The 20,643-nt window shown below is 69.8% G+C and carries 22 protein-coding genes; 12 read left to right on the top strand and 10 right to left on the bottom strand.

Going from position 1 to position 20,643, the window contains the following annotated elements:
- Nucleotides 1–77: 77 nt before the first annotated feature.
- The 4 genes from DQ384_RS39275 to DQ384_RS39260 are packed head-to-tail and all read right to left on the bottom strand — an operon-like array spanning nt 78 to nt 4,384.
- Nucleotides 78–1,619: an SCO6880 family protein gene (locus tag DQ384_RS39275; protein ID WP_114033974.1), complete on the bottom strand. Its 1,542-nt coding sequence runs from the start codon at nt 1,617–1,619 to the stop codon at nt 78–80.
- Nucleotides 1,616–3,328, bottom strand: a complete 1,713-nt coding sequence (locus DQ384_RS39270) for a TrbL/VirB6 family protein (RefSeq protein ID WP_114033973.1) — start codon at nt 3,326–3,328, stop codon at nt 1,616–1,618. Before DQ384_RS39270 ends, DQ384_RS39275 begins: the two co-directional genes overlap by 4 nt.
- A gap of 28 nt (nt 3,329–3,356) precedes the next feature.
- Complete coding sequence (locus DQ384_RS39265) at nt 3,357–4,082, bottom strand: hypothetical protein (RefSeq protein WP_114033972.1); 726 nt, start codon at nt 4,080–4,082, stop codon at nt 3,357–3,359.
- Nucleotides 4,082–4,384, bottom strand: coding sequence for a DUF6112 family protein (locus DQ384_RS39260; protein WP_147269078.1), 303 nt, complete (start codon nt 4,382–4,384; stop codon nt 4,082–4,084). The genes DQ384_RS39265 and DQ384_RS39260 overlap by 1 nt, the downstream gene beginning before the upstream one ends.
- A 240-nt stretch (nt 4,385–4,624) precedes the next feature.
- Between DQ384_RS39260 and DQ384_RS39255 the strand changes: the two genes are divergently transcribed.
- The 3 genes from DQ384_RS39255 to DQ384_RS39245 are packed head-to-tail and all read left to right on the top strand — an operon-like array spanning nt 4,625 to nt 6,684.
- Complete coding sequence (locus DQ384_RS39255; protein ID WP_114033970.1) at nt 4,625–5,080, top strand: helix-turn-helix domain-containing protein; 456 nt, start codon at nt 4,625–4,627, stop codon at nt 5,078–5,080.
- A gap of 11 nt (nt 5,081–5,091) precedes the next feature.
- Nucleotides 5,092–5,643 (top strand): hypothetical protein, encoded by a 552-nt coding sequence (locus tag DQ384_RS39250; protein WP_114033969.1) that lies wholly within the window; start codon nt 5,092–5,094, stop codon nt 5,641–5,643.
- A 6-nt stretch (nt 5,644–5,649) separates the two neighbouring features.
- Nucleotides 5,650–6,684, top strand: coding sequence for a C40 family peptidase (locus DQ384_RS39245; protein WP_114033968.1), 1,035 nt, complete (start codon nt 5,650–5,652; stop codon nt 6,682–6,684).
- A gap of 859 nt (nt 6,685–7,543) precedes the next feature.
- On the opposite strand, the gene DQ384_RS39240 is transcribed toward DQ384_RS39245, so the two are convergent.
- Entirely contained in the window at nt 7,544–8,752 is a 1,209-nt protein-coding gene (locus DQ384_RS39240; protein ID WP_181871678.1) for a helix-turn-helix domain-containing protein, read from the bottom strand.
- Nucleotides 8,753–9,716: 964 nt separating this feature from the next.
- On the opposite strand from DQ384_RS39240, the gene DQ384_RS39235 reads away from it, so the two are divergent.
- Nucleotides 9,717–11,810, top strand: a complete 2,094-nt coding sequence (locus DQ384_RS39235) for a hypothetical protein (protein ID WP_147269077.1) — start codon at nt 9,717–9,719, stop codon at nt 11,808–11,810.
- A gap of 507 nt (nt 11,811–12,317) precedes the next feature.
- On the opposite strand, the gene DQ384_RS43470 is transcribed toward DQ384_RS39235, so the two are convergent.
- The 3 genes from DQ384_RS43470 to DQ384_RS39220 form a co-directional block, all read right to left on the bottom strand.
- The gene (locus DQ384_RS43470; RefSeq protein ID WP_245967092.1) at nt 12,318–12,539 is read right to left on the bottom strand and encodes an RtcB family protein; all 222 of its coding nucleotides are present in this window, start codon (nt 12,537–12,539) and stop codon (nt 12,318–12,320) included.
- Nucleotides 12,540–12,705: 166 nt separating this feature from the next.
- Complete coding sequence (locus tag DQ384_RS39225) at nt 12,706–14,025, bottom strand: AlbA family DNA-binding domain-containing protein (protein ID WP_147269076.1); 1,320 nt, start codon at nt 14,023–14,025, stop codon at nt 12,706–12,708.
- 103 nt (nt 14,026–14,128) lie between these two features.
- Nucleotides 14,129–14,653, bottom strand: a complete 525-nt coding sequence (locus DQ384_RS39220; protein WP_114033964.1) for a hypothetical protein — start codon at nt 14,651–14,653, stop codon at nt 14,129–14,131.
- 548 nt (nt 14,654–15,201) lie between these two features.
- Between DQ384_RS39220 and DQ384_RS39215 the strand changes: the two genes are divergently transcribed.
- Nucleotides 15,202–16,329 carry an IS5 family transposase gene (locus DQ384_RS39215; protein ID WP_220183382.1) on the top strand — a complete coding sequence of 376 codons (1,128 nt, stop codon included), beginning with the start codon at nt 15,202–15,204 and terminating at the stop codon, nt 16,327–16,329.
- A gap of 45 nt (nt 16,330–16,374) precedes the next feature.
- Here the strand turns inward: DQ384_RS39215 and DQ384_RS39210 are convergent, their stop codons facing one another.
- A complete protein-coding gene (locus DQ384_RS39210) occupies nt 16,375–16,770 on the bottom strand; it encodes a hypothetical protein (RefSeq protein ID WP_147269075.1) in 396 nt (131 codons plus the stop codon).
- 149 nt (nt 16,771–16,919) lie between these two features.
- On the opposite strand from DQ384_RS39210, the gene DQ384_RS41945 reads away from it, so the two are divergent.
- The 7 genes from DQ384_RS41945 to DQ384_RS39185 all read left to right on the top strand — a co-directional run bounded on the left by DQ384_RS41945 (nt 16,920) and on the right by DQ384_RS39185 (nt 20,002).
- Nucleotides 16,920–17,093 carry a hypothetical protein gene (locus tag DQ384_RS41945; RefSeq protein ID WP_181871677.1) on the top strand — a complete coding sequence of 58 codons (174 nt, stop codon included), beginning with the start codon at nt 16,920–16,922 and terminating at the stop codon, nt 17,091–17,093.
- A gap of 134 nt (nt 17,094–17,227) precedes the next feature.
- Nucleotides 17,228–17,626 (top strand): DUF6283 family protein, encoded by a 399-nt coding sequence (locus DQ384_RS41940; RefSeq protein ID WP_220183381.1) that lies wholly within the window; start codon nt 17,228–17,230, stop codon nt 17,624–17,626.
- On the top strand, nt 17,623–17,955 hold the full coding sequence (locus DQ384_RS39200) for a hypothetical protein (protein ID WP_114033962.1): 333 nt from the start codon (nt 17,623–17,625) through the stop codon (nt 17,953–17,955). Before DQ384_RS41940 ends, DQ384_RS39200 begins: the two co-directional genes overlap by 4 nt.
- A complete protein-coding gene (locus DQ384_RS39195) occupies nt 17,955–18,233 on the top strand; it encodes a hypothetical protein (protein ID WP_114033961.1) in 279 nt (92 codons plus the stop codon). Before DQ384_RS39200 ends, DQ384_RS39195 begins: the two co-directional genes overlap by 1 nt.
- Complete coding sequence (locus DQ384_RS39190) at nt 18,230–18,580, top strand: hypothetical protein (RefSeq protein ID WP_114033960.1); 351 nt, start codon at nt 18,230–18,232, stop codon at nt 18,578–18,580. Before DQ384_RS39195 ends, DQ384_RS39190 begins: the two co-directional genes overlap by 4 nt.
- 34 nt (nt 18,581–18,614) lie before the next feature.
- Complete coding sequence (locus tag DQ384_RS41935) at nt 18,615–18,764, top strand: hypothetical protein (protein ID WP_181871676.1); 150 nt, start codon at nt 18,615–18,617, stop codon at nt 18,762–18,764.
- Nucleotides 18,761–20,002 (top strand): tyrosine-type recombinase/integrase, encoded by a 1,242-nt coding sequence (locus tag DQ384_RS39185; protein WP_114033959.1) that lies wholly within the window; start codon nt 18,761–18,763, stop codon nt 20,000–20,002. The genes DQ384_RS41935 and DQ384_RS39185 overlap by 4 nt, the downstream gene beginning before the upstream one ends.
- Nucleotides 20,003–20,047: 45 nt before the next feature.
- Here the strand turns inward: DQ384_RS39185 and DQ384_RS39180 are convergent, their stop codons facing one another.
- Nucleotides 20,048–20,584, bottom strand: coding sequence for a hypothetical protein (locus DQ384_RS39180; RefSeq protein WP_114033958.1), 537 nt, complete (start codon nt 20,582–20,584; stop codon nt 20,048–20,050).
- Between the last annotated feature and the right edge of the window lie 59 nt (nt 20,585–20,643).

Below are 20,643 nucleotides of genomic sequence, written 5' to 3'. Positions count from 1 at the left end.
GCGCCGCGGGTCGGTCATGCCGGGGTGGTCAGGCGCGGCCCGGCGTTGACGGGGCGGATGGACCACTCGCTTGGCGGTCATTGCAGGGGTCCGTAGCGTAGGCCGCGCCCCAGTGGCAGCGTCGCGGCGAAGGCCGCGTCCTGCTCGCCGTACAGGCGGCGCAGCTTGAGCCCGCGGGAGTTGAGCTCCACATCGCCGCAGGCCTGGTCCAGCGCCTCCAGGGTGGGTGCGGAGACACGGATCAACCCGAGGAACCGGTACAGCCCGTGGCCAGAAGCCAGCGCCTCGTCTTGCCGGGCGACGGTGAGGCGTTCGCGTCGCTGGCGGGCGGTGGCCTTGAAACCCCAGCGATGGCGCATGCCGGCGTCGGTCTGCTTGGTGGTCTCGCGCCGGGAGACGTCGTCTTCGGCCTTGCGCGGGTCCAGGGGTTCCATAACCACGCTGAGCGTGCGTTCGCAGCGCGTGCCCAAGATGAGCTGTTCCAGGAAGTTGCCGAGCACCGGGCGACGCGGCCATTCGGAGATCCAGTACACCGCATGGTAGGTGTCCTCAGTGCGGTAGTAGGCCCATCGGTCGGCGTCGCAGGCCATCGGCCCGGCTTCGTCGGCGGACGCGCCGCCGGTGGTGTGCATGTCAGGGCCACGCCGCTCCAGCATCCATCGGGCGCCGGGTTCGTAGGCGGTGCGGATCACCATGGCCAGCTGGCGGGGGGCGAGCGCGCCGTCGGCCTGCACCCCGGCGTTGCGCAGTTCCCGCTGTATCGCCTGGGCCTGCTGGATCAGGTAGGCGCACGCGCCGCGGTCACCGCCGCCCAGCGTGCGGATCTGGCGGCGGGCTCGGCGCGGGCTGAGAGTGAGCGACACGTAGCTGTCGTGGCGCTGGGTGATCGGCCGTGCCTGGGCCAGCAGGTGCCGGTAGGACTCACCGGTGGCCGGGCTTCCCTGCCCGCCGCTGGCCTGCCAGTGCCGCTCCAGCGCATCGCCGCTGTCGGGAACGGTGGTGTCCAGCAGTTGCACACGCACGATGCCGGTGGCCGAGCCGCCGAGCCCGGCGAGGGTTTCCCCCCAGCTCATCAGCCGGGCGTCCTGTTCTTCGGGGGTGAGAAGCTGAAACGCCGACCCGCGGGTGGAGATCACCAGGGTGTACAGCCCGCGTCGGCGGTCTTTGACCACGCCGATGCTGCGGGGGCCGTGCCGGGTGTGCACCTGGGCGGTGAGCAGCCCCAGTCCGGCCAGCTCTCCCGGTAGCTCCAACGGCGCCAGGTCCAATCCCCCGGCTGCTGGGGAGGCCGAGCGTGCCGATCCTGCCGGGGGTGCGGCGGGTCCGCCTCGGTAGCGGCTGTAGCCCAGCAGGCGCCGCAGGGCGAACGTTATGGCGACGGGGATCCAGTGGACGAGGGGTCGTTCGGCGATGGGCACCCACACCGCCGCCACGGTGAGCGCGACCAGGGCGATCCCCGCCAGCAGTCCGCCGGTGCCGCTGGAGGCCAGCCGGGTCAGGGCGAACAGCGCGGCGAACACCAGCAGCACCGATCCCATGCCCAGTCCCAACACCACGCCACGGGTTTCCCTGGGGCCGAAGGTGAAGGTGTAGCGCTGGTGCTGCTCGGTGTCGCTCATGGCGATGCCCCTTCCGGGCCGGGCGGCGGTGTCGGCGGCGGTGTCACAGGTGTCTGAGGTGTCGGCGAGGGTGCGGACCCGTAGTCGCGGTACCCGTCCGGTGTCGGCGGCGGAGCGTTAACGTGCTGGCCCGGCGGCGGCGCGGCGGGCGGGGCGGCGGCGGGTGGTTCCTCCTGCGGCGGAGCCGGCGCGGCGGGTACCGAGGCGTAGTCGCGGGGCGCCGGGATCGGCGCAGCGGGCTGGGCGGGCTGCGGCGCCGCGGCGGCGCCGTCGTCGCCGGGTGAGGCCCCTGCGCCCCTGGCGGGCGAGCGAACGGCGCCGCGGACGCGGCTGCCACCAGGGGAAGCGCCGCCGGGCCCGGCGCCGCCGGAGGCAGCCCCGCCCGGCGGCGTCGAGGAGCCGCCGGTGGGGGCCTGATTACCGAGCATGGCGGCTCGGGCCGCCGGATCGACCGGCCGCACCGTCGACCAGTCCCGCTCGGAGGAGGCCGGTTCGGCTGGCCCCCCACTGGAACCCTCCCTGCTGGAGGCGTCGCCGCCTTGTCCGGCCAGCGCCGGCATCGGGGTCCGGCCGCCGGCGAGCATCTTTGCCCCAAGCCCGCCGATCGCGCCGGCGGCGCGGCGCCCGACAGTCCACGCCGCGCCAGCGGCGGCCGCGCCTGCAGCGGTGACGCCTTGACGAAGTCCTTCACCGGAGTGCCCGGGGTTGACCGCCCCGCCGACGAACCCGATGATGCGCATGACCGCAAACGGTGAGAACGCTCCGAGCCAGAACAGGCCCACCGCCAACATCAGCCCGGAGATCGAGGCCTCCTCGCGCAGGGAGGAGGAGGCCGCGCGGAGCAGGAGCACGATGACGAGCTTGAGGGCCAGGAAGGCGATGATGCTGTCACTGAGCCGCCTGGTCCACTGCCGTGCCTCGGTCCAGATCGCTCCCGACACCGCCAGGGGCCACATCAGCACGCACAGGTCGATCAGCATGCGGCGGATGACCATCTCCACCCAGATGACCGTCAGGCTGACCAGCATGGCCAGGCCCATCAAGATCATGAGCGCGATCGGAGTGGCGGTGAAGCTGCCCGCAGGGCCCAAGCCGGTCAGCAGCGGGGCTACCGATCTGCGCAGTGCCAAGGTGACCTCGCGCCATCCCTGCTCGCCGAGGATGGCGTCGCAAAAGTCGTCGATCAACTGGTAGGCGAGGGTGACGACGGCGATGATCATGCCGGTGGACACTCCCGCCGACAGCACCTTGACCAGAGTGCGGCCGATCTCGCCGGGGTCGCGGCGCAGTCCTGCGACCAGTACCGAGGCCAGCAGGGCGATCATCGCGCACAGCGCGGCGATCGCCCGGACCGTACCGAACATGTCGACGAACCAGCCCCGGGTCAGGTCCGGCGTGCCGCTGGATCGGATGGCGTCACCGATGTAGTTCCCCAGCCAGATCACCGCCTCGGCGATGGCGATCATCACGGTGGAGTTGATCTTCTTGGCCAGACAGTCGGGGTTGATGCTCGCGCTGATGCCCTGGCACCAAAAGTCGGTGGAGATTTCGACCCTGCTGGGCGAAGGAGTGGGCGCCGGGGTGGCCGAGCCGGTCGGTGGGGGCGTGCGGGGAGCAGGCGAACCGGCCGCGGGTGTCGCGGCCAGCGTGATGATCACCAGCGCGGCGACCAGGAGCGCCAGCGCGCCGGCCGCCGCGCGATACCTCACGGCGGCCGGACGACGGGCCGGCGGCGGTTCAGGGAGCCGCATAGCGCGGAGCCGGTGCGCGGGATAACAGATCGCGCAGATTCTGGGTGATGGTGATGACGCTTTGCCCGTTGACCGGACGCCACCCCTCCCCGGGGGTGGTATAGCCGGCGGGCATGGGGCCGACCTCGCCGGTCGTGCGATATCCGGCCAGTTTCCATCCGCCGGACTCAAACAGCAGGTCAGCCACCGTGGTGCCGTGCCCGATGGTGGCAGGCTGGGCGGAGCCGGCGACGTAGGTGGCGGTGTACACCTCCACCGTGGCCTGACTGCCGTCGTAGTGCTGGGCCGCCACGGCGACCGGCACGGTGCGATAGCCGTAGGCCAGATGCCGCTCGGCGTCGTCTCGCAGGCCTGCCAGGACCGGAGAGGCGCCCTCATGCTCCAGGCGTTCGCTCAGTTGCGGCCGATAGTCGTTGGCCCCGATCTGTTGCACCAGCTGGGCTCGCCGCTGGGGCTCCAACACCTGCGGCGAGCCGATCATGGCGATGTAGTTCGCCGCGGCCGCGAGCGCTGCCTGCTGTGTCGGCGAGCCCGCGTCGCCGCCGCGGCGGGGCGGATCGGCGGAAGGTGCAGGTCTTGAGGAGGATGCGGCGGCCGAGGGGGCGTCGGCCGCGGCCGTGGGAGCGGTGAGGCGGCCCGCGGTCCACGCGGCGCCCACCGCGACGATCCCCGCCGCGGCCAATGCCAGGCGCACCGGCATGGAGATGGCCATCAAAATCCCGCCCCGATGCTGTAGGCCCAGCTCACCAACTGCCGAGCGCCGCCGATCACGATGGCCATGGCCAGCCCGCCGAACAGGCCCAACCGGCCGGAGCTGACCGCGTGGTGGTTGGCGAAGTATCGGCCCAGCCCAAGGACCAGGCAGGAGATGGCGATGGTCGCCAGCGCTCCCAGCAGCCCGTACCACAGCAGACCACCCACGATGTCGGCGAACGCGGCCTGCCCGGGCAGGCCGTTGGGATTGGGCTCGATGGTGGGTATGGGCAGGGAACTAGGGGCGGGCCTGGGGGACATCACACCCAGCCACGCTCCAGACGGCGCAGCGATGGCCGCCATCAGGCGCCACGCGCGATGGTTGCGGCCGACCCGCCCAGCTCACACATCCAGCACGCACTCCCTGTCAGGAATCTCAGTCAAGAGATGGCTTGACCTTGACTGTAACTCTTTTTACGGTCGTTCTGTCATTTTTACGGCCATTGGCAGATCGGCCAGGCGGGAGGGTCGCGGTGGTGGGCGCAGTGGGATACTCACAACGTGGTGGCGACGTCGGGCAAACGCGGCCGCCCCCCCAAGGGCCAGGCGGCCGCCGACCGGCTGCCCCAGGGCGGACCGGTGCAGACCGCGGCTCAAGTCGGCCTCACCTTGGGGCTCGCCGAGCGCACCGTCCGCCGTTACGCGGCCAGCGGACAGTTGCACAGCCTGCGCCTTGCCCCTCGGGTGGTGCGCTTTGCCGGTGCCTGCGTCACGGCACACCTGCACGGCCGGTCGTGTGCCGAGTTGCGGTACGCCGACGAGGTGCTCACCGCCGAACAGGCCGCCGACCTGCTTGGGGTGGGGTTGGCCACGTTGCTGAACGCGGCGCACCAGGCGATCGTGCCCTGCCTGCGGGCGGGCAACTCGCTGCGGTTCTCCCGCGCGGCCCTGCTGGTGGCGCTCTGCCCGCCGAGCTTGCCCTCCCCAGGCCCCACCGGAGGCCTTGCGCAGCACTGATACGCCTGGCCGTGGCCGGGCTGGTCACCACGGCGCTGCTGGCCGGCTGTGCCATCCCCATGCCCGCCTCTCCGCGGGCAAGCGGGCCCTCGGTCAGCAGCCGCGCCACATGGCCGTCCCCGCCGGCCCCTGCCGCCCGCCCCTCTGGCCCCGTCGCACCGCGCTGGGCCTGCGACTCCCCGGCCCCGATCGCGGCGGCGACCCGGTTCACCGCGCGTCTGCTCACCTACTCCTGGCGCGAGAAGGACTCCTTGGCACCGTTGACCCGGGTGGGCCCGCTGCTGACCCACCGCTACGCCGCCCAGCTACGACCCCGCAACGCGCTCGATCCCCTGCTGGTGTCGCGGTCCCGGGAAAGTTCCCGGGTGCGGGTGCTGGCGGCCGCGCCCAGGCCGGGCGCCGGGCCCGACGCCGCCGACCCGGCCACGTGCTACGTGCTCATCTCCTACCGTCAGGACCTGGACCGGGCTGGACAAAGCGAACACCTGCGCCAGGATTGGACGATACGGCTGCTGCGCTACGACGACGGCTGGCGCGTCGACGACGCCGCCCCGGCATCCTGATCCCCGATGGGAAAAGCCGTCCCCGCCCTGCTTGCCCTGCTGCTCGTCTGTGCGGCCGCCGTGACCACCGGGCTGAGCATGGACTCGGCGGGCTCGGCATGCGCGGTGAGCAGTCCGCCCAGCGCCACGATCGCGGCCGCCACCACCACGTTGACCAGTGACCAAGCGCGCAATGCCCACCTCATCGTCGACATCACCCGTCAGCGCCTGCCTGCGGGCAAGGCCAAACACGCCGCGACGATCGCGTTGATGACCGCGATGACCGAGTCGTCCCTGCGCAATCTCAGCCACGGCGACCGCGACAGCATCGGCCTGTTCCAGCAGCGCGCCGCCTGGGGCGGCGCCGCCCAGCGCGCCGATCCGCAGTACGCCGTCGCCGCCTTCCTGGGCGGCCCCGAGCCGCCGCCGCCCCCCGGGCTCACCGACCTGCCCGGCTGGGACAGCCTGCCGCCCTGGGTGGCCGCCCAGGCCGTCCAGCGGTCGGCCTACCCTGACGGATCCAACTACCGCCGCTGGGCGGGCTTCGCCGCAGCGCTGGCCGACCAGATATGGGGCAGCACCACTGCGCCGGCCTGCCCCAGCACCCCGGCCTCACCCGACCTGGACGCCCAGGCGAGCGCTCAGCCGACCACCCGGGTCCGCACCGCGATCACCTGGGCGCTCCGCCAGCTGGGCACCCCCTATGTGTGGGGCGGCGACTGCGCCGATCCACAAAAACGCCCCACCGATCCCCGACGGCAGAACTGCGACTGCTCAAGCCTGGTCCAGCAGGCTTACCGGCACGCCGGGGTGAACCTGCCACGGACCACCGGCGAGCAGGTCCACAGCGGCCGCCCCGTATCAGCCGACCAGGTCGCCCCCGGCGACCTGGTCTTCACCCTCGGGGCGGGGGGCACAGTCCAGCGACCCGGTCATGTCGTCATGTACATCGGAGACGGGCAGGTCATCCAGGCTCCCCAGACCGGCGAGCTGGTCAAGCTGAGCCCCTGGACGAAATTCCGGGACCGCGCCGTCGCCATCCGCCGGGTGTTGCCCTCCTGAAAATGAAACGCCCCCGCCGCCGTCCCGCCGCCGTCCCGGCACCGTCACCTCATGCGACGTCACCGTCGATGAGCCACCCAGGGACCCTGGCGAGCAGAACGACCCCCGCCCACACACATCACGAAACGGCAACGATGCGGGAGGCCCCGCGACACTCCTGCCCCGAAACCCCGCTACAGTCCGACACCCTCGCGCCCAATCGCGGCGCCGCCGGGCACCGTGTCAGCGGGGCCGCGGTGGGCTTCACCCATCGACGGCCGCGGGCCGGCGGACAACTGCCGCGTTCAACCACAGACGAGGAGGACTGCATGGCACGCCAGGCAGCGAGGCGCGCAGTGATCCGGCTTTCGGTGTCGGTGGCGATCGCCGCGTGCACCCTCGCCGTCACGCCGACACCCGATCGGCACCCATCACGCTGGCTCAGCAGCTCACGCACCACAATCGTGGGGATCACCCCGGCACCGGCGTCACCACTGTGCGGCGCGATCTCACGCCCGCGCGAGCCGGTCTATCCCCACGCCGTGGTGAGGCGCTGTTTGCCCTGCAGCCACTCCACGCCATCCCGGTGACCCTGCATCCTGCTGCGGCGGACGTCCGCCTGCCCATCCCTCGCCGCTGAGCCAGGGTTTCGGCATGCTGGGTGGCGATCCGCGCGCGCCAGGCCGTACACAGCCAGGTCGTGCTGATCACGACGCTCGGTGGATAGCGCGCAGCGACCGGCCGCAGGACCTGCGGCCCGAACGCGCGGGGACTTGTCACCGGCCCAACCCGGGCCGCCTGGCCCCGCAGCCTACGACCAAGCTGCACCGGTACCGCCTCTGGCCATGGCGCACCCGAGACGGGCGCACCGCTGCGCCCTCTACTCCCCCGGTTCCAACGAGACGCTGGTGCGTAGATCGATCAGAAAGTCCACCGTCCGCTCTGGCTGGATGGCCGCGACCGCGAGCATGACAAAGGCCTTGTGATAGGCGTCAACCTGCAGCCGCTCATTGATGATCTGGTCGGCGTCGATTCCGTGCACGCACACCAGGTCGGATTGACCGGGAGAGGCGAACCGGTAGAGCGTGAAGCTGGGTATCGGAGGCACAAAGGCACAATCATATGGAGCCACCTGCAGGGTCACCTTGCCGTTCACGCTCTTCGACGCGGCGATCAAGGTATCGAGGACCTCCAGATGCTCCTCCCTCGCGACCAGCCGCCTGTGCAGCACGCTCTCATCCACGACCGCCCACAGACGGGGCGCGTCCTCGCGCTCCAGCAGCCGCTGACGCCGCAGCGTCATCAGGGCATCGAACTGAATGCTCGCCTGTGACGGGCGCTCAGAGCGGGAGGCCTCGCAGGAGGCAAGGGCGTACTGTGCCGTCTGCAGCAACGCCGGCACGTACTGCGCCTGATAGGTGTAGATCATCTCTGCCCGGGACTCCAGGCCCGCGATCGCCGTCAACCACAAAGGAATCTCCGGCAGGTCCCACCATTGCGGGTCACGCTCGTGCCGGGCCAACTGCATCACAGTCTCACGCTGGTAAGGACTGGACACCCCATAGGCACTGAGCAGCGCCCCAACCGCCTCCGGGCTGCCCTCCCCATCCTCGACGCACTCCACAGCCGATCGGCCGACTCCCGCCGCGGCGCCGGCCTCACCGACCGACAGGCCATAGCCCTCGCGCAGCAGCCGCAGGCGACACCCCACAACGCTGTCGGACGTGGCGTTCTCCAGATGCCGAACAAAGGACCCCATGTCGGAGGGCGGCACCGGGGCCTCGGGGGCGATCACCGACGATGGGACGCGGGCCAGTTGCTCGGCCTGACGGGTGAGACCGACCAGCTCGGCGATGGTCCGCAACGCCGAGATCGGCAGCCCGACCAGGTCTCCGGCGATCAAGGCGCGCATCCGGGCCTCGGAGATGGGCTCAGGCAGATCGCCCGCCAGCCAGCCGAGGGGCACCTTGAAGAAGTCGGCCAGCGAACGCAGCGTGGCCACCTGCGGGTTCGACGCCTGCCCCGACTTCATCAGGGTGATGGTGGCACGGGAGACACCGGTGACCCGGGCCACCTCCTCGATCGTCACCTTCTTCGCACTCGACCCTTTTCGGGACAGCAGATATGTCAGTCGAGCGGCAATAGTGTCTAACCCGGGCAGGCGCTCACCCTCCACAGCGACTCCTTCCCTCACCTAAGCCCGATCTTGACACCCGTCTGGCGATACAGCAAACATGTACGCCTGAGAAAATGGCAATCTTTATACGCATAAGCACCGGCGAACGTGCATTTCAGTAGTCAAACAGCCGAAAGGAGGGCGAGTACAACGATGCGCAATCGACGCCACACACAGAGTCACAGACGTGGAGCGCGCATACACGCCGTCACGCCGCCGCACATCCCCACCGAACCCGGCTCCACGACCCCGGACCGCCGGCCAACCCGCGCCACCGACCACCGGCGCGACCGCGGCCCGGGCGCACCACCGGACCCATGGCCACCAGGACAAGCCGCCAGCACCCGGCCCGGTCGACTGACCGCCGCCCAAGCAGAACGCAACGCGGATCAAACGGCGGGCCACCCAGGCGCTGATCTCCACGGAAAGGAGGGCCTCAGGCGCATACGCATCCCTAGCGGGACATGTTCAGCACGGCCGCACGCCAGACGCTGAACTGCCCACCCGCTCATCACAACTTCACAGCCCGTGAGAGCCCCTCACCCACTGGCCTCGCAAACCGAAGGTGAAGGTCTCTCTTGCGATCAGCTCCGGCTTACGCCGCGAGCCGGTCTTTTGCTGCCGGGAACACCTTGGTCCCCTGGAGGAGATCATAACCGATCGTGCCCGGGATAGCACAGCCATGCCCTGTATCGGAATATCCCCAGGGCCGCAACAGGCCGGTGCATCCCCCATCCCCCCCGATATCCCGATCCCCCACACCCTCGCCCGCTCACAGCGCCGACCACCCAACTCGCCACGCCCCACCGGTGCGGCTGCTCGCGCCGCCGCACCGGCGGCGCAGCCGTCGTCCGCTACCAGCACGCCGGCGGCCGCCGTGGCGGCAGAACACTGGAGGCTGCTGGCGCCCGCGCTCGCGCAGGCGCCGCAGATGCGGCTGTCCCCCGACGGGGGGCGTACCTTTCCTCGATACCGCGGCGGCCGCCTGTTCGAGCGGCAGTTGCAGGACCGCCTCCCCAGCCAACCGGCCACGATCCCCACCTGCGACCCCGAAACCGGGATGAGTCGCCTGCTGGCGGCGGACTTCGACGTGCACAAGGCACAGGCCCTGCACGCACCCGACCCTCACAGCCTGGTAGCCGCCCAGGCCGCCGACTTCGCCGCGCTGATCGCCCGCTGCGGCGGCCGCGCGATCCTCGACGGTTCCCCCTCCGGGGGCCGACACGTCTACGTGCTGTGGCAGCGTCCGCTCCCGCACGCCGAGCTCAACCACCTGGCACTGGCGCTGGCACGCCGGTATTCGACCTGCGACCCCGGGCCGATGTCCAGCCCGTTCGGCCAGATCCGCCCGCCCGGGGCCCCGCACAAAACCCATCGTGGCCGGCTCACCGGATGGATGCACCTGCTCATACCCCTGGACCAGGCGCTGCAGGCGGTCAACCACCCCTGCGGAGCTCAGACCTGGAATCGCTTGATGCAAGAACTCGAGGCCGAGCTCGCCGCCACCGCGCCGATCATCCGTACCGGACCGGGACTCCCCGAGGACCTGCTGGATTGCTCCCTCGACGACTCCGGCGTGCCGTGGCTGCCCCAAAGCGGCGGTCGGCGCCCCATCCGCCGCCACCTGGAACAGATCGCCGTACACGGAACCTGGCGCAGGCACAGCTACCCCTCCGCCAGCCACGCCCGCCAGGCGATCGTCAACAGCGCCGCGGCTGCGGGATGGCGCTTGGAGGATCTGGTCGAAGCCATGGCCACCCGCCGCTGGCCCTGGCTCGCCCGCGCCTACGCCAAATACTCCCCCACCCAGCAACACCTCCGGCTGCACACCGAATGGCAAAAAGCGCTGGCAGGTATCGCCGAGTATCGATCTGAGCGCAACGGCCACACAAGGGAGAAACCCTCCACGCGCGGAGGGGCACCACCCTCGGCTCCGAGCATGTTGATCACAAGATGGCCACGCCCTTTACAAAGCAAAGCCTTCTCGCAGCAACCCGACTCCTATGAGGCCTACCAGCGGATCCGCATCTGGCTCAACGCCGTCATCATCGCCGAAAACGACCCTCAGCGCCGGAAACGCTGGGGGCGCCGCCTGCTGTCGGTCCGCAAGGTATTGCGCGCACTCGGCGCCGCCGCGCAAATGGGCGGCGGACTCGAACCCCACTTCGGGGTACGCAGCCTCTCGCTGATGACCGGACTCGGCTGGAGCTGCGTGGCCCGAGTCCTGCAGCTACTGCGCGAGGAACCAGCAGCCGACCGCCTTATCGACCTCACCCGGGAACACCACGGCACCCAGGCCGACCACTACACACTCACCATCCCCGCCCCCTACCGGCACGAGGCCCTGTGGCGTCGCTGGCGTGCGGGGAACATCGAGATCATCCACCCAGGCCTGTGGGACCTGGCCGCAGGCGCCGCATTCGTCTACCAGGCACTGCTGCCCTCCGTGGAAACCACAACCAGGGAGGTCATCCGGCTCGCCGGCATCGGCTCGACCGCAGGACACCGTGCCCTACAGGAACTCGCCGCCCACGGCCTGGCCGACAAGGGCGCTCACGGCTGGCGCCGGGGCACAGTCACCCTCGACGACGTCGCGGAACGCACCGGTACCACGGCCCGGCGCCAGCAGTGGATGGAGCTGTACCGCGAGCAGCGCCGGCAATGGCACGAGGTTCTCACCAGTCGACAAGCCGCCGCCCAAGCACACCGCAACGAACCGTGCGGCCAGCGCCCGATCGAACTACTCCTCCAAGACGGACCACCCGGCCACCACGGTGACCCTGCGTCTCTCGCCGGCCAACCCCCCGCCCCTCCTGCAGAGTTCACCTCTGCGTTGCAGCTGCTGCGCAGGGAACTCGGCGCCGTCATTCTGCGCACGGTCCAGCAGTGGACACCCACCCGGGCAACTGCGGCTCAGACAGATGGGCACCAGCCAATTCTTGGATCGGATGAAAAGGGTCCGGCACCGTAGCCAAGATCGGTGGCGTACTCCTCGGGCGCACCTGCCAGCGGCGCCTGGTGCTAGGCATGCCCGCATGCCCGCCTCCAGCTCATCCAGAGGCAGGTGTGAGGGTTGGCAGGCCGGCGGGGCCCGTTCGCTCACGCCACAGGCCCGATGGCCGATCGAGCCGACCCTCATCGAGGCCTGCGATGGCAGCGTGCCGCTGGACTGGCTTCGTCGCCGAGTGCGGGCACCAGATGTTGGTGAGTGCCGACGCCACCCTGCCCGGCCGCGAGGTGGTGTCGATGAGTTCGAGCACCACCCGGCCGGCCGATGGTCGCGGCGCGTTTCCACGCTTCTCGTCGCTGCCGCTGAAGCTGGGTGACGCGGTGGTGCTCGAACTCGCCAACATTGATCTTGCTGCGAGATCGCGGAGCGGTGCCCGAAGTGGGCAACATCCGGTGCTCGAGCTCGCCTGCATAGCCACCGCTGGACAGTCTCATCCACCCCGACGGCGTGCCGATCGGTGCCGCTTCATCAGAGCCTTCGGCGTCGGGAATGTGCCGCGTGGCGAGCCGGTTCCCGAGGGCCCGCGACTCCGAATGCAGCACGGTCCACACCCGGCCCCGGCGCGTCCAGGCACACCTTGGCGAAGTGGTTCCCCGACCCCAGGGTGCCGAACTGCGCGGCCGCGGTGCTCTCCTGCTTGACCGTCTGCTCGGTGTACGGCTGGCCGAGCTCGGCGAGCGCGCTGTCCACCGCCGGGTCGTCGTGGCCCTTGCCGCGGCCAGCGATGCCTCCTACGCGAATGGTGGAAACCGTTGCAGGCCGGAAGCCCCGGCCGGCAGCGGCATACCGGCTTGCGAAGTGGGCAGGTTAGTGTCGCGCTTCGATTCGACGTCCCCGACGCCGCCGGTGGGGGCGCCTAGTCCTCGACGGGAATGTCCAGCTGCTCTGCCCACGCCTGGCCGGCGTCGGCGTGGGACTCCCATGCCCGCAGCACCAGCGTGCCATCCGGGCGGATCTGCCGACACTCAGGCAGCCCATAGCACTGCAGGAGGGCCCCTGTGAGCTGGCCGACCGCCGCAGCGAGCGGCTGGCCGTCGCCAGCGAGATCGTCCAGAAAGATGACTGCGTCGCCGTGCGCGTCACGCGCGGGCTCGCGACCGGTGTACTCGCCGCTCTCCGTCGCCGTCTGGGTGTCCCGCCGTCGCCTGCCGTACGTCTGCGGAGGATCCCCGATCGTCTGCTGTGCTGTGATCGCCTCGATGAGGCGAGGAACCTTGGTCTCGTAGGAAAGGACGTCCGGCAGGATCCGGGCCGTCACCACGGCGGTCCCGGTGGCGCCGGCACGTTCGGTGGCATGCAACGCCAGCAGCCGGAGGGCGCTGAGGATGTACAGCGTCACCTGGGAGTCCATGACCACCGCGGTCTGACCGCCCTGCGGCGGGAAGAAGGACAGCGGAAGAATCATGCTGCCGGCGCCATCGGTATGGAACTCGGCCCACGTCACCCGGCCCTGCAGGTGCCCGGCAGCGTACAGGTGCCCCCGGCCCACGCCGGATCCGGGGGTGAAGAACGGCGAACTGCGCCCCACGATGAACGCATCCCGAGCCAGCCCTTCCTTGAAATGGCGGACCTCGTCCTCGGCAATGCTGAACTGTCCCGGCGTCTCCGGGGCCAGCGACACCGTCAGGACCGGGCGGGGAGTCCTCCAGTCGCCGCCGCCCTCCAGGACGCGCAGGACCACAGCAGACTCAACCTCGGCCACGCGCGCCGCGCTGTCGGCCGCGGCGGAGAACCTGCGCCGGTATGCCGCAGCGATCTGCGTCTCGGTCATCCAGAACTTCTGGGAGTTGTACCGGACGGGCCACTTCAGCAGTCCCTTGTTCGCCGGCGCACGCGCCGCGACAGCGGTATGGATTTCCCGTTCGAACGCGTCTGTGAGGTCGATGCCGGGGTCCGCCGAGGGGATGCCGTTCGTGTCGTCGATGCCAAGGACGATCACGCCGCCGCGGTGGTTGGCGAAGGTCGCCACGTCCACAGCGATGGAGTCGCTCATCGTGGGGCCGGCGTAGGTGGCCTTGTAGTCCAGGTCCTCGGCTTCGCGTGCGTCCTCGGAGTGCAGGAGGTCGGCGAAGTGCTTGTACGTCGCCTCGTGGAGCGGGACGCCGAGCAGCGCCTGCAGGCGACGGGAACGAAACTGCATAAGGGGGAATTTCCTGTGATCACGGGTGAGCCTCATGTGAGCTCCCTGTAAGCAACGCTAGGGGAAACCCCGTTCGAATTAGTAACGCGCGCTGAAGGCCGCCGCCGAGCCGCGACGCCTCTCGGCGGCGGCATGGAAATCAGCGGAACTTCGGTTGAGCGGTCGGTGTGATCCGCCACCAGGATTGCGCGACACCGAGCGCCGCTGCGATGAATCGCACGGCTGCCTGCTCCGCGTCGGGCCCTGCGAACAAGTACGTCGTGTAGTCGTTCCCCCCGACGGTCGACTGCACGGTGCCGGATTCCCTGGCGAGACGGGGGAGCACCTTATATGTAAGGTCGGCGTCTTCCGGGGTCTCGGCGTCGCCGTGCGCGATCGACACCGGCCGCAGCCCGCGCGCCGAAAGCGCGGCCTCCGCCACGGCGGCGTTCCCGGTCATCGTCCGCATCATTTCTCTGGCCGCCGCCACGTGCACGGCCGGGTCGGACAAGATGCCCGGGACGACCGGCGCGGCGGGGGCGTCCTGGCGGATGCCGGTCCCGCCGCAGTCAGAGCAGTCGTAGCCGAAGAAGGCGCCGCCCTGGCAGTTGCGGCAGGCGCAGGAGGTGCACGGGCCGGGCCCGTAGTCGGACGGCCCTGCACAGTTCGGGCAGTTGTGGGTCACGATCGGGCCTTTCTGCTGGCGGGGTATCGGGTGCTCCTGGTACGGGCGGCCGGGTGGCGCCGCCCGGCCGGGGCGGGGCTGTCGCTCATTGGGTGTCCTGTCGTGACGCGGTCGTCGGGGCGCCATGCCGCTCGGGCTAGCGCTTTGCCGGCGCGCCTGCGGCAGATGAACGTGGTCGACGGCTCGGCAGACTCGTGCCATCCGTCTCAGCCGCGCACCTCGGTGCCGTCGGGGAGAGTAGCCGTCGAGTCGACGCCGTAGTGGCAGTCGGCTGGGTGGCCCTCGGTGAGACGGACCATGCCGATCTCGCCGATCTCGCGGCTGTTTCTTGGTCACGGCGTAGGGGAGCAGGTCCCGGCAGCCGCCGCACCCGGGCTCGATGATGCCGCGCTTGCCCTTAGAGCCTGCTGACAAAGGGATTTGCTGGCGGGGTTGGAGTCAGGAGACTGCCGAGGTGTGGTCATGATTGGGCTGTTGGCCCGTGAATGGGAGCGGGCTCCCGGTAGCTGAGGTGTTGTCTAAGCAGCTCAGCGGCCAGGAGCCCGTGGTTGTCTGTCTACACGCCTACGGCCTTGAACGCCAGCGGTTGCGCCTCACCGGGGTGCGGATGTCATGGCCGGAAACCGGCATATCCGTCGGATCTGACCGATGCCGAATGGGCGGTGCTGGAGTGCGAGGCGCGGGCGGTGATGGCCGAGCTGGTCACGGCCCAGGGCAGGCCGATGGTGCATGACCTGCGGGCGATGCTGGACGCGATCAACTATGTGACCCGGTACGGGATCGAGTGGCGGGCCCTGCCGGTCGACTTCCCGCCCTATGAGGCGGTGTATGCGTTCTTCCTGCGCTGGTCCGGGCGCGGCCTGCCCGAACGGCTGGCCGGGCGGCTACGCGGTCGTCTGCGGATCCTTGCCGGGCGGGATGAGCTTCCGACAGCCGGATGCGTCGACTCCCAGACGGTCAGAGCGGCCGAGACCGTCGGGGCGGCAGCCTGCGGTTACGACGCGGGCAAGAAGCTGAAGGGGCAAAAGCGGCATGTCGTGGTCGACACGCTCGGGCTCCTGTTGTGCGTGATCGTCACCGCTGCATCGGTGCAAGACCGCGACGGCGCGCACCCGTTGCTGGCGCTGCTGCGGGAGAAGTTCTCCACCATCACTCTGGTCTGGGCCGACGGCGGCTACGCCGGACGGCTGGTGACCTGGGCCAAGCAGGTCCTCGGTCTGGCCGTCACGATCGTCAAGCGCAACGACGACATCCGCGGCTTCGTCGTCCTACCCCGCAGATGGGTGGTAGAACGAACGTTCGCCTGGCTGGCCCGCTACCGCCGCCTGGTGCGGATCTATGAACGTAAGCCCGAACACCACGAAGCCCTGATCTGGTGGGCCACCGTACACCAGATGACCCGCCGCCTGACTCGCGAACTGGAAGGCCATCCACCCCCGAGCCGCTGGGGCGACCCGCCGCCGCTTCCGGACTTCTCCAGCTCCGACCGGCGCGGCAAGGTCCTGGAACTCCTGGCCGCTCAGCCCTGGCGGGCCTGGAAAGGAAGCGAACTGGCAGCCATCCTCGAAATCGAGAACATCAACAGCTTCCGCGTCCAACTATCCCAATGGTCCCACCAGGGCTACATCAGCAAGATCGGACCAGCCCTCTACGGTCCCATACCCACGAGCACTTAAGCCTTTGTCAGCAGGCTCTTAGAACACCGGTCGCCGTGTCGGTGTTCACCGAGAAGACGTCTGCCCTGTGGCGACCCGGTAGATCTCGGAGTCGGCCGGGGCGAGCCGGGCGATGGCGGTGAGCCGGTCGAGGATCGCCGGGTGGACGTAGCCGGGCAGCCCAAGCGCGATCGTGTTGATCTCGTTGATCACGCGGCGCAGAGCGGTCGGGTTCATCAGCGTGTTGATGAGGATCTCTAAGGGTTCCTCGTCCACGTCGTCCACCTTGTACACGTAGACGTACATCGTGTTCTGGTGCTGGTCGAGGCTCCACTTCGGGTCGGCGTCCAGGTAGGCGAGGATCGCGACGGCGTCCGCCTCGCAAACAAGAAGCTCACCGTCGGTACGGCACAGAGCATGACACGCCCGCAATCTCTCCGCATCAGTTTCACTGAGCCGCATCAACTTAAACGAGTCACGACATCAGCTACCCAGAGCCGCATCAGTTCGACTGAGCCAGGACACGTCGGTCATCTCTACCCCACGATTATACCGCAAATAAGTCATGAGAATGCATGTTTCTCACAACCTATTTGCGGTAAACTGGTCAGATGACTTCCGGGACGACCGTCTCCGCCCGGGCTGCCGACCCGGTTGAGGGCTTCTGCCAGCACCCGACGTGTCTCACCCGCTACGGGCTCCCCGCCGCGACCTGCGGCGCTCCCGCCGTCGAGTTCCGCCCCGACCGGCTGTATGTCCGCTACGTCTGCGCCGACCATGCCTGACCTTCCCGGAGCCCCCGCACACCCTGAGGCACACCTTCGACGCTCTCCGCACCTAGCCACCCGAGCGTAAGGCGTTCCTCCGTGACATCCGGCCCGGCCCCCGCGGGCCAGCCCCTCGACCAGGAGACCCGTTCGTGAACCCGGCCGCCTCCCCCATGCCGCGCCGTATCTTCCCCTGCGCCGGCGACGACCCATGCCCGTTCCGCCGCGACGCCCCGCTCGGCCAGTTCCCCACCAGCCGGTACGACGCCCTCGCCGAAACCGTGCACAACGCCGAACGCGGCAGCGCACCCCTCGACGCCCCGCTGTTCGCCTGCCACCAGGGCGCCCCCGGCCACCCCGGCACCAACGTCGCCTGCGCCGGATGGCTCGCCGTCGAAGGAACCGGACACGTCGCCGTCCGCCTCGCCGTCTCCCACGGCCGTCTCCCCGTGTCCGCCCTGTCCCCCGGCCCCAACTGGCCGGACCTCTACGACTCCTACCAGGAGATGGCCGACGCCAACGCCGCCCACGAGGAAGGACCCCGCCAGTGACCCGCCAGACCCACCCCCGCGACCTACCGGACCTCCACGCCGACGCCCGCGCTCTCACCGCGTTCCGCGCACTCCCCGACGGCACCGGCCGCGCCTACACCATCAGCGAAGCCCCCGACGGCCGCGCTGCCATCGCCCGCACCCTGCACCGCGCCAAGGCCATCGGCTACGTCAAACCGCCCACACCGGAATGCGGCGGCTGCTACGCCGTACTCGACATCCTCAACCACGACGACGAACCCGTGCAGGACCTCTGCATACCCACCGCCCGCGCATTCCGCTGGTGGTACCGCACCATCCACCTCCGCGTCGAAAGGCCCGACTCCTGATGGACCCCACGCCCCTCCCCGACAACCTGAAACGCCGCGGCTACGACCAGGAACACCGCAACACCGTCAAAAACCTGCGCCACGCCCTGGACGACGCCCGCAAAAAGATCACCGGAATGCTCGACCAGCTCGACAGCGACCCCGCCGGCGGCCTCTACGGAGGCCAGGCCCGCCAGCTCGCCACGATCACCGGCGAAATCGCGACCTACGCCGGCGAGCTCGACACGGCCAACCGGCTCACCTTCCTGCTCCCGCCCGCCGCCCCGGAGAACCCATGACCCTCGAAGAGTGGAACGAGCTGCAGCGCAGCATCGACTTCCAGAACCCGGCCACCCATCCCCAGGCGTACCTATTCGCCAGAGACGTCGACCAGCAAACCGCACGACACGTCCTGTGGTACCTGAACAGGATGGACCGGCGCGTACCCACCGGACTCGAACCCGGGGCCTTCACCCAACGCCTCATGGACCTGATCCACACCGCCCACCCCACCAGCCGGGCCAAACTCGCCCTCGGCTTCCCCGAGTACGTAGCCGCCTACCACCTCTCCGACATCGACTTCACCGCAGGCGTCAAGATCCTCACCCACATCTCCGGACTACACCCAGAACCCACAACACCATGATCAACAACACCAGGCAACCGGCCTGTGGCCAGGCTTGTTCCCGCTCGACCTGAGCCGGTTTCCGGGCCCGCCGCGCGGCCCGTACGACGACCTGGTCGATGCCGCCAGCCGCTCGGTGTCGGTGCTGGTGGAGGAGTTGAATAAGGTCGTAGAACCGATCATCGACCAAATCGAAGGATCATGACCGAGCAGCACCTCCCCGTCCACGTCCCCGCCCCGGGTTCCGTGCCCGCCGCGGCGGAGGAGGTGCCGCGCGCCCGGGACCCGTACTGGGTGTACCTCGACTCCCTCACCGCAGGGGATTCGCGGCGCACCATGCGCGAATGCCTGGACCGGATCGCCAAGCTAATCAACCCGGCGGCGGAGTCCGGTGCTGGGCAGCCGTGGCATCTGCTGCGGTACGAGCACACTCAGCGGATCCGCGCCATGCTCGACGAGCAGGGCCCGGCGGCGACGTACCTGAACAAGCACCTGAACGCGCTGCGCCGCGTCCTGGAGGAGGCGTGGCGGCTCGGTCTGATGTCGGCCGAGGACTACCACCGCGCCCGGGACGTCCGCGGCGCGAAGGCGTCCCGTCTCCCGGCCGGGCAGCACGTCCCGCCCGAGGTCGTCGGTGCGATCCTCGCCGCCTGCGACGGCGACACCGGTGACACCGGTGAACGCGAGCAGCTCACCGACCTGGTCCGCGCCCGCACCGGCGCCCGCGACCTGGACGCCCTGGCCCGGCTGGAGCAACGCGGGGACAAGCCGCCCAAGAGCACGCCGTGGAACGAGGTCGCCGAGCAGCTCGGGTACAGCAGCGGCCGCCGCGCCGAAGAACGGTACCGGCGGCTCCGCGAAAGATACCCGCCGGGGAGCCGGCCCGCGCCGAACGGGCAGACCCGGGCGATCGGGGTCCGTGACGCCGCGTTGCTCGCCGTGCTGTACACCACCGGTGTCCGCCGCGAAGAAGCCGCCGGCATGGAGTACGCCGACTGGGACGCCGCCGCCCGGTCCATCCGGGTCCGCGGCAAAGGCAACAAGGAACGCCTGGTGTTCGTGCCCTCCGACACGGTGGCACGCCTGGAGGCGTGGCTCGCGATCCGCGGCCGCGCTCCCGGCGCCTTGTTCTGCGCCCTGAAGAAGAACGGCCAGCCCCGCCGCACCGGGAACCGGCTCGCCCGCATCACCGGGCAGCGCGTGGCCGACATCCTCATCGAACGCATCGCCCAGGCCGCCGCAGGCCGCCGCACCCCGCACGACTTCCGCCGTACCTTCATCGGTGAGTTGCTGGACGCCGGGGTGGACCTGGCCACCGCCCAGGCCATGGTCGGGCATGCCTCCCCCGTCACCACCGCCCGCTACGACCGGCGGCCGGACGCTACCCGCCAAGCGGCCGCTGAGCGGGTGCATCTCCCGCCCGCGCGGCCCCTGCGACCATGAACCCGCCCCAGGGCAGGTCCGCCACCATTCACGCGGGACACCACGTCAACGGGGCGTTGACGTGACCCGTTGCTCAAGGCGACTCCTACGCTGCTCGGCTCCCTGCCTGCTCATCGACAATGCGTCACCGATCCGGCGGAACGTCGCCCCGTCGACGTCCTTAAGCGCGTCCATCAGGGCAAGTTCGGTGCCGTCGAGCTCGGCCAGCAGGATCTCCAGTTCGGCGCGGACTGCCGGCACCAGGGTCAGCGCGGCCAGCCTCGCGGCCTCGTCGGCACCGGAGTCAGCGTGGGCCGCCGCTACCGCAGCCGCGGCAGGCATCGGCCGCAGCCGCAGCCGCCACTCCACGGCGTCCTGCCCGGTGGCGTACCGAGCCGTCAGATACTCCGCCGCCCAGGTGCGGTCCCCCGGCCGGATTTCGGTCAGATCGTCGTCGCTCAGCAGCCAGGCGATGCCGCGGTGCTCCAGCAGTTTCTCGGCCGCCTTATAAGGGCTGAGGTAGTCGCCGCAGGCCTGTTGCCCGGCGCCGAAATTGCCGACGAGGTAGGCGCTGAGGATGCCGATGATCTGGGATGAGAACACCCCGCCGTGGGTGGTCCGGCGGGGTGTTCATCGGCGAGGTGTCGTTGTTCGTCGGCATG

Source organism: Sphaerisporangium album (assembly GCF_003323745.1).
Lineage (GTDB): Bacteria > Actinomycetota > Actinomycetes > Streptosporangiales > Streptosporangiaceae > Sphaerisporangium > Sphaerisporangium album.
The sequence above is the reverse complement of the archived record's forward strand: the minus strand, read 5'-3'. Positions and strand labels throughout refer to the sequence as shown.

Bases quoted from the DNA above. Each gene is read 5' to 3' on its own strand.
- DQ384_RS39225 (WP_147269076.1), bottom strand. From the start codon at position 14,025: ATGAGGCTCACCCGTGATCACAGGAAATTCCCCCTTATGCAGTTTCGT.
- DQ384_RS39190 (WP_114033960.1), top strand. From the start codon at position 18,230: ATGACCCTCGAAGAGTGGAACGAGCTGCAGCGCAGCATCGACTTCCAG.
- DQ384_RS41945 (WP_181871677.1), top strand. From the start codon at position 16,920: ATGACTTCCGGGACGACCGTCTCCGCCCGGGCTGCCGACCCGGTTGAG.
- DQ384_RS39195 (WP_114033961.1), top strand. From the start codon at position 17,955: ATGGACCCCACGCCCCTCCCCGACAACCTGAAACGCCGCGGCTACGAC.
- DQ384_RS39265 (WP_114033972.1), bottom strand. From the start codon at position 4,082: ATGGCCATCTCCATGCCGGTGCGCCTGGCATTGGCCGCGGCGGGGATC.
- DQ384_RS39210 (WP_147269075.1), bottom strand. From the start codon at position 16,770: ATGCGGCTCAGTGAAACTGATGCGGAGAGATTGCGGGCGTGTCATGCT.
- DQ384_RS39260 (WP_147269078.1), bottom strand. From the start codon at position 4,384: ATGTCCCCCAGGCCCGCCCCTAGTTCCCTGCCCATACCCACCATCGAG.
- DQ384_RS39185 (WP_114033959.1), top strand. From the start codon at position 18,761: ATGACCGAGCAGCACCTCCCCGTCCACGTCCCCGCCCCGGGTTCCGTG.
- DQ384_RS39245 (WP_114033968.1), top strand. From the start codon at position 5,650: ATGGGAAAAGCCGTCCCCGCCCTGCTTGCCCTGCTGCTCGTCTGTGCG.
- DQ384_RS39275 (WP_114033974.1), bottom strand. From the start codon at position 1,619: ATGAGCGACACCGAGCAGCACCAGCGCTACACCTTCACCTTCGGCCCC.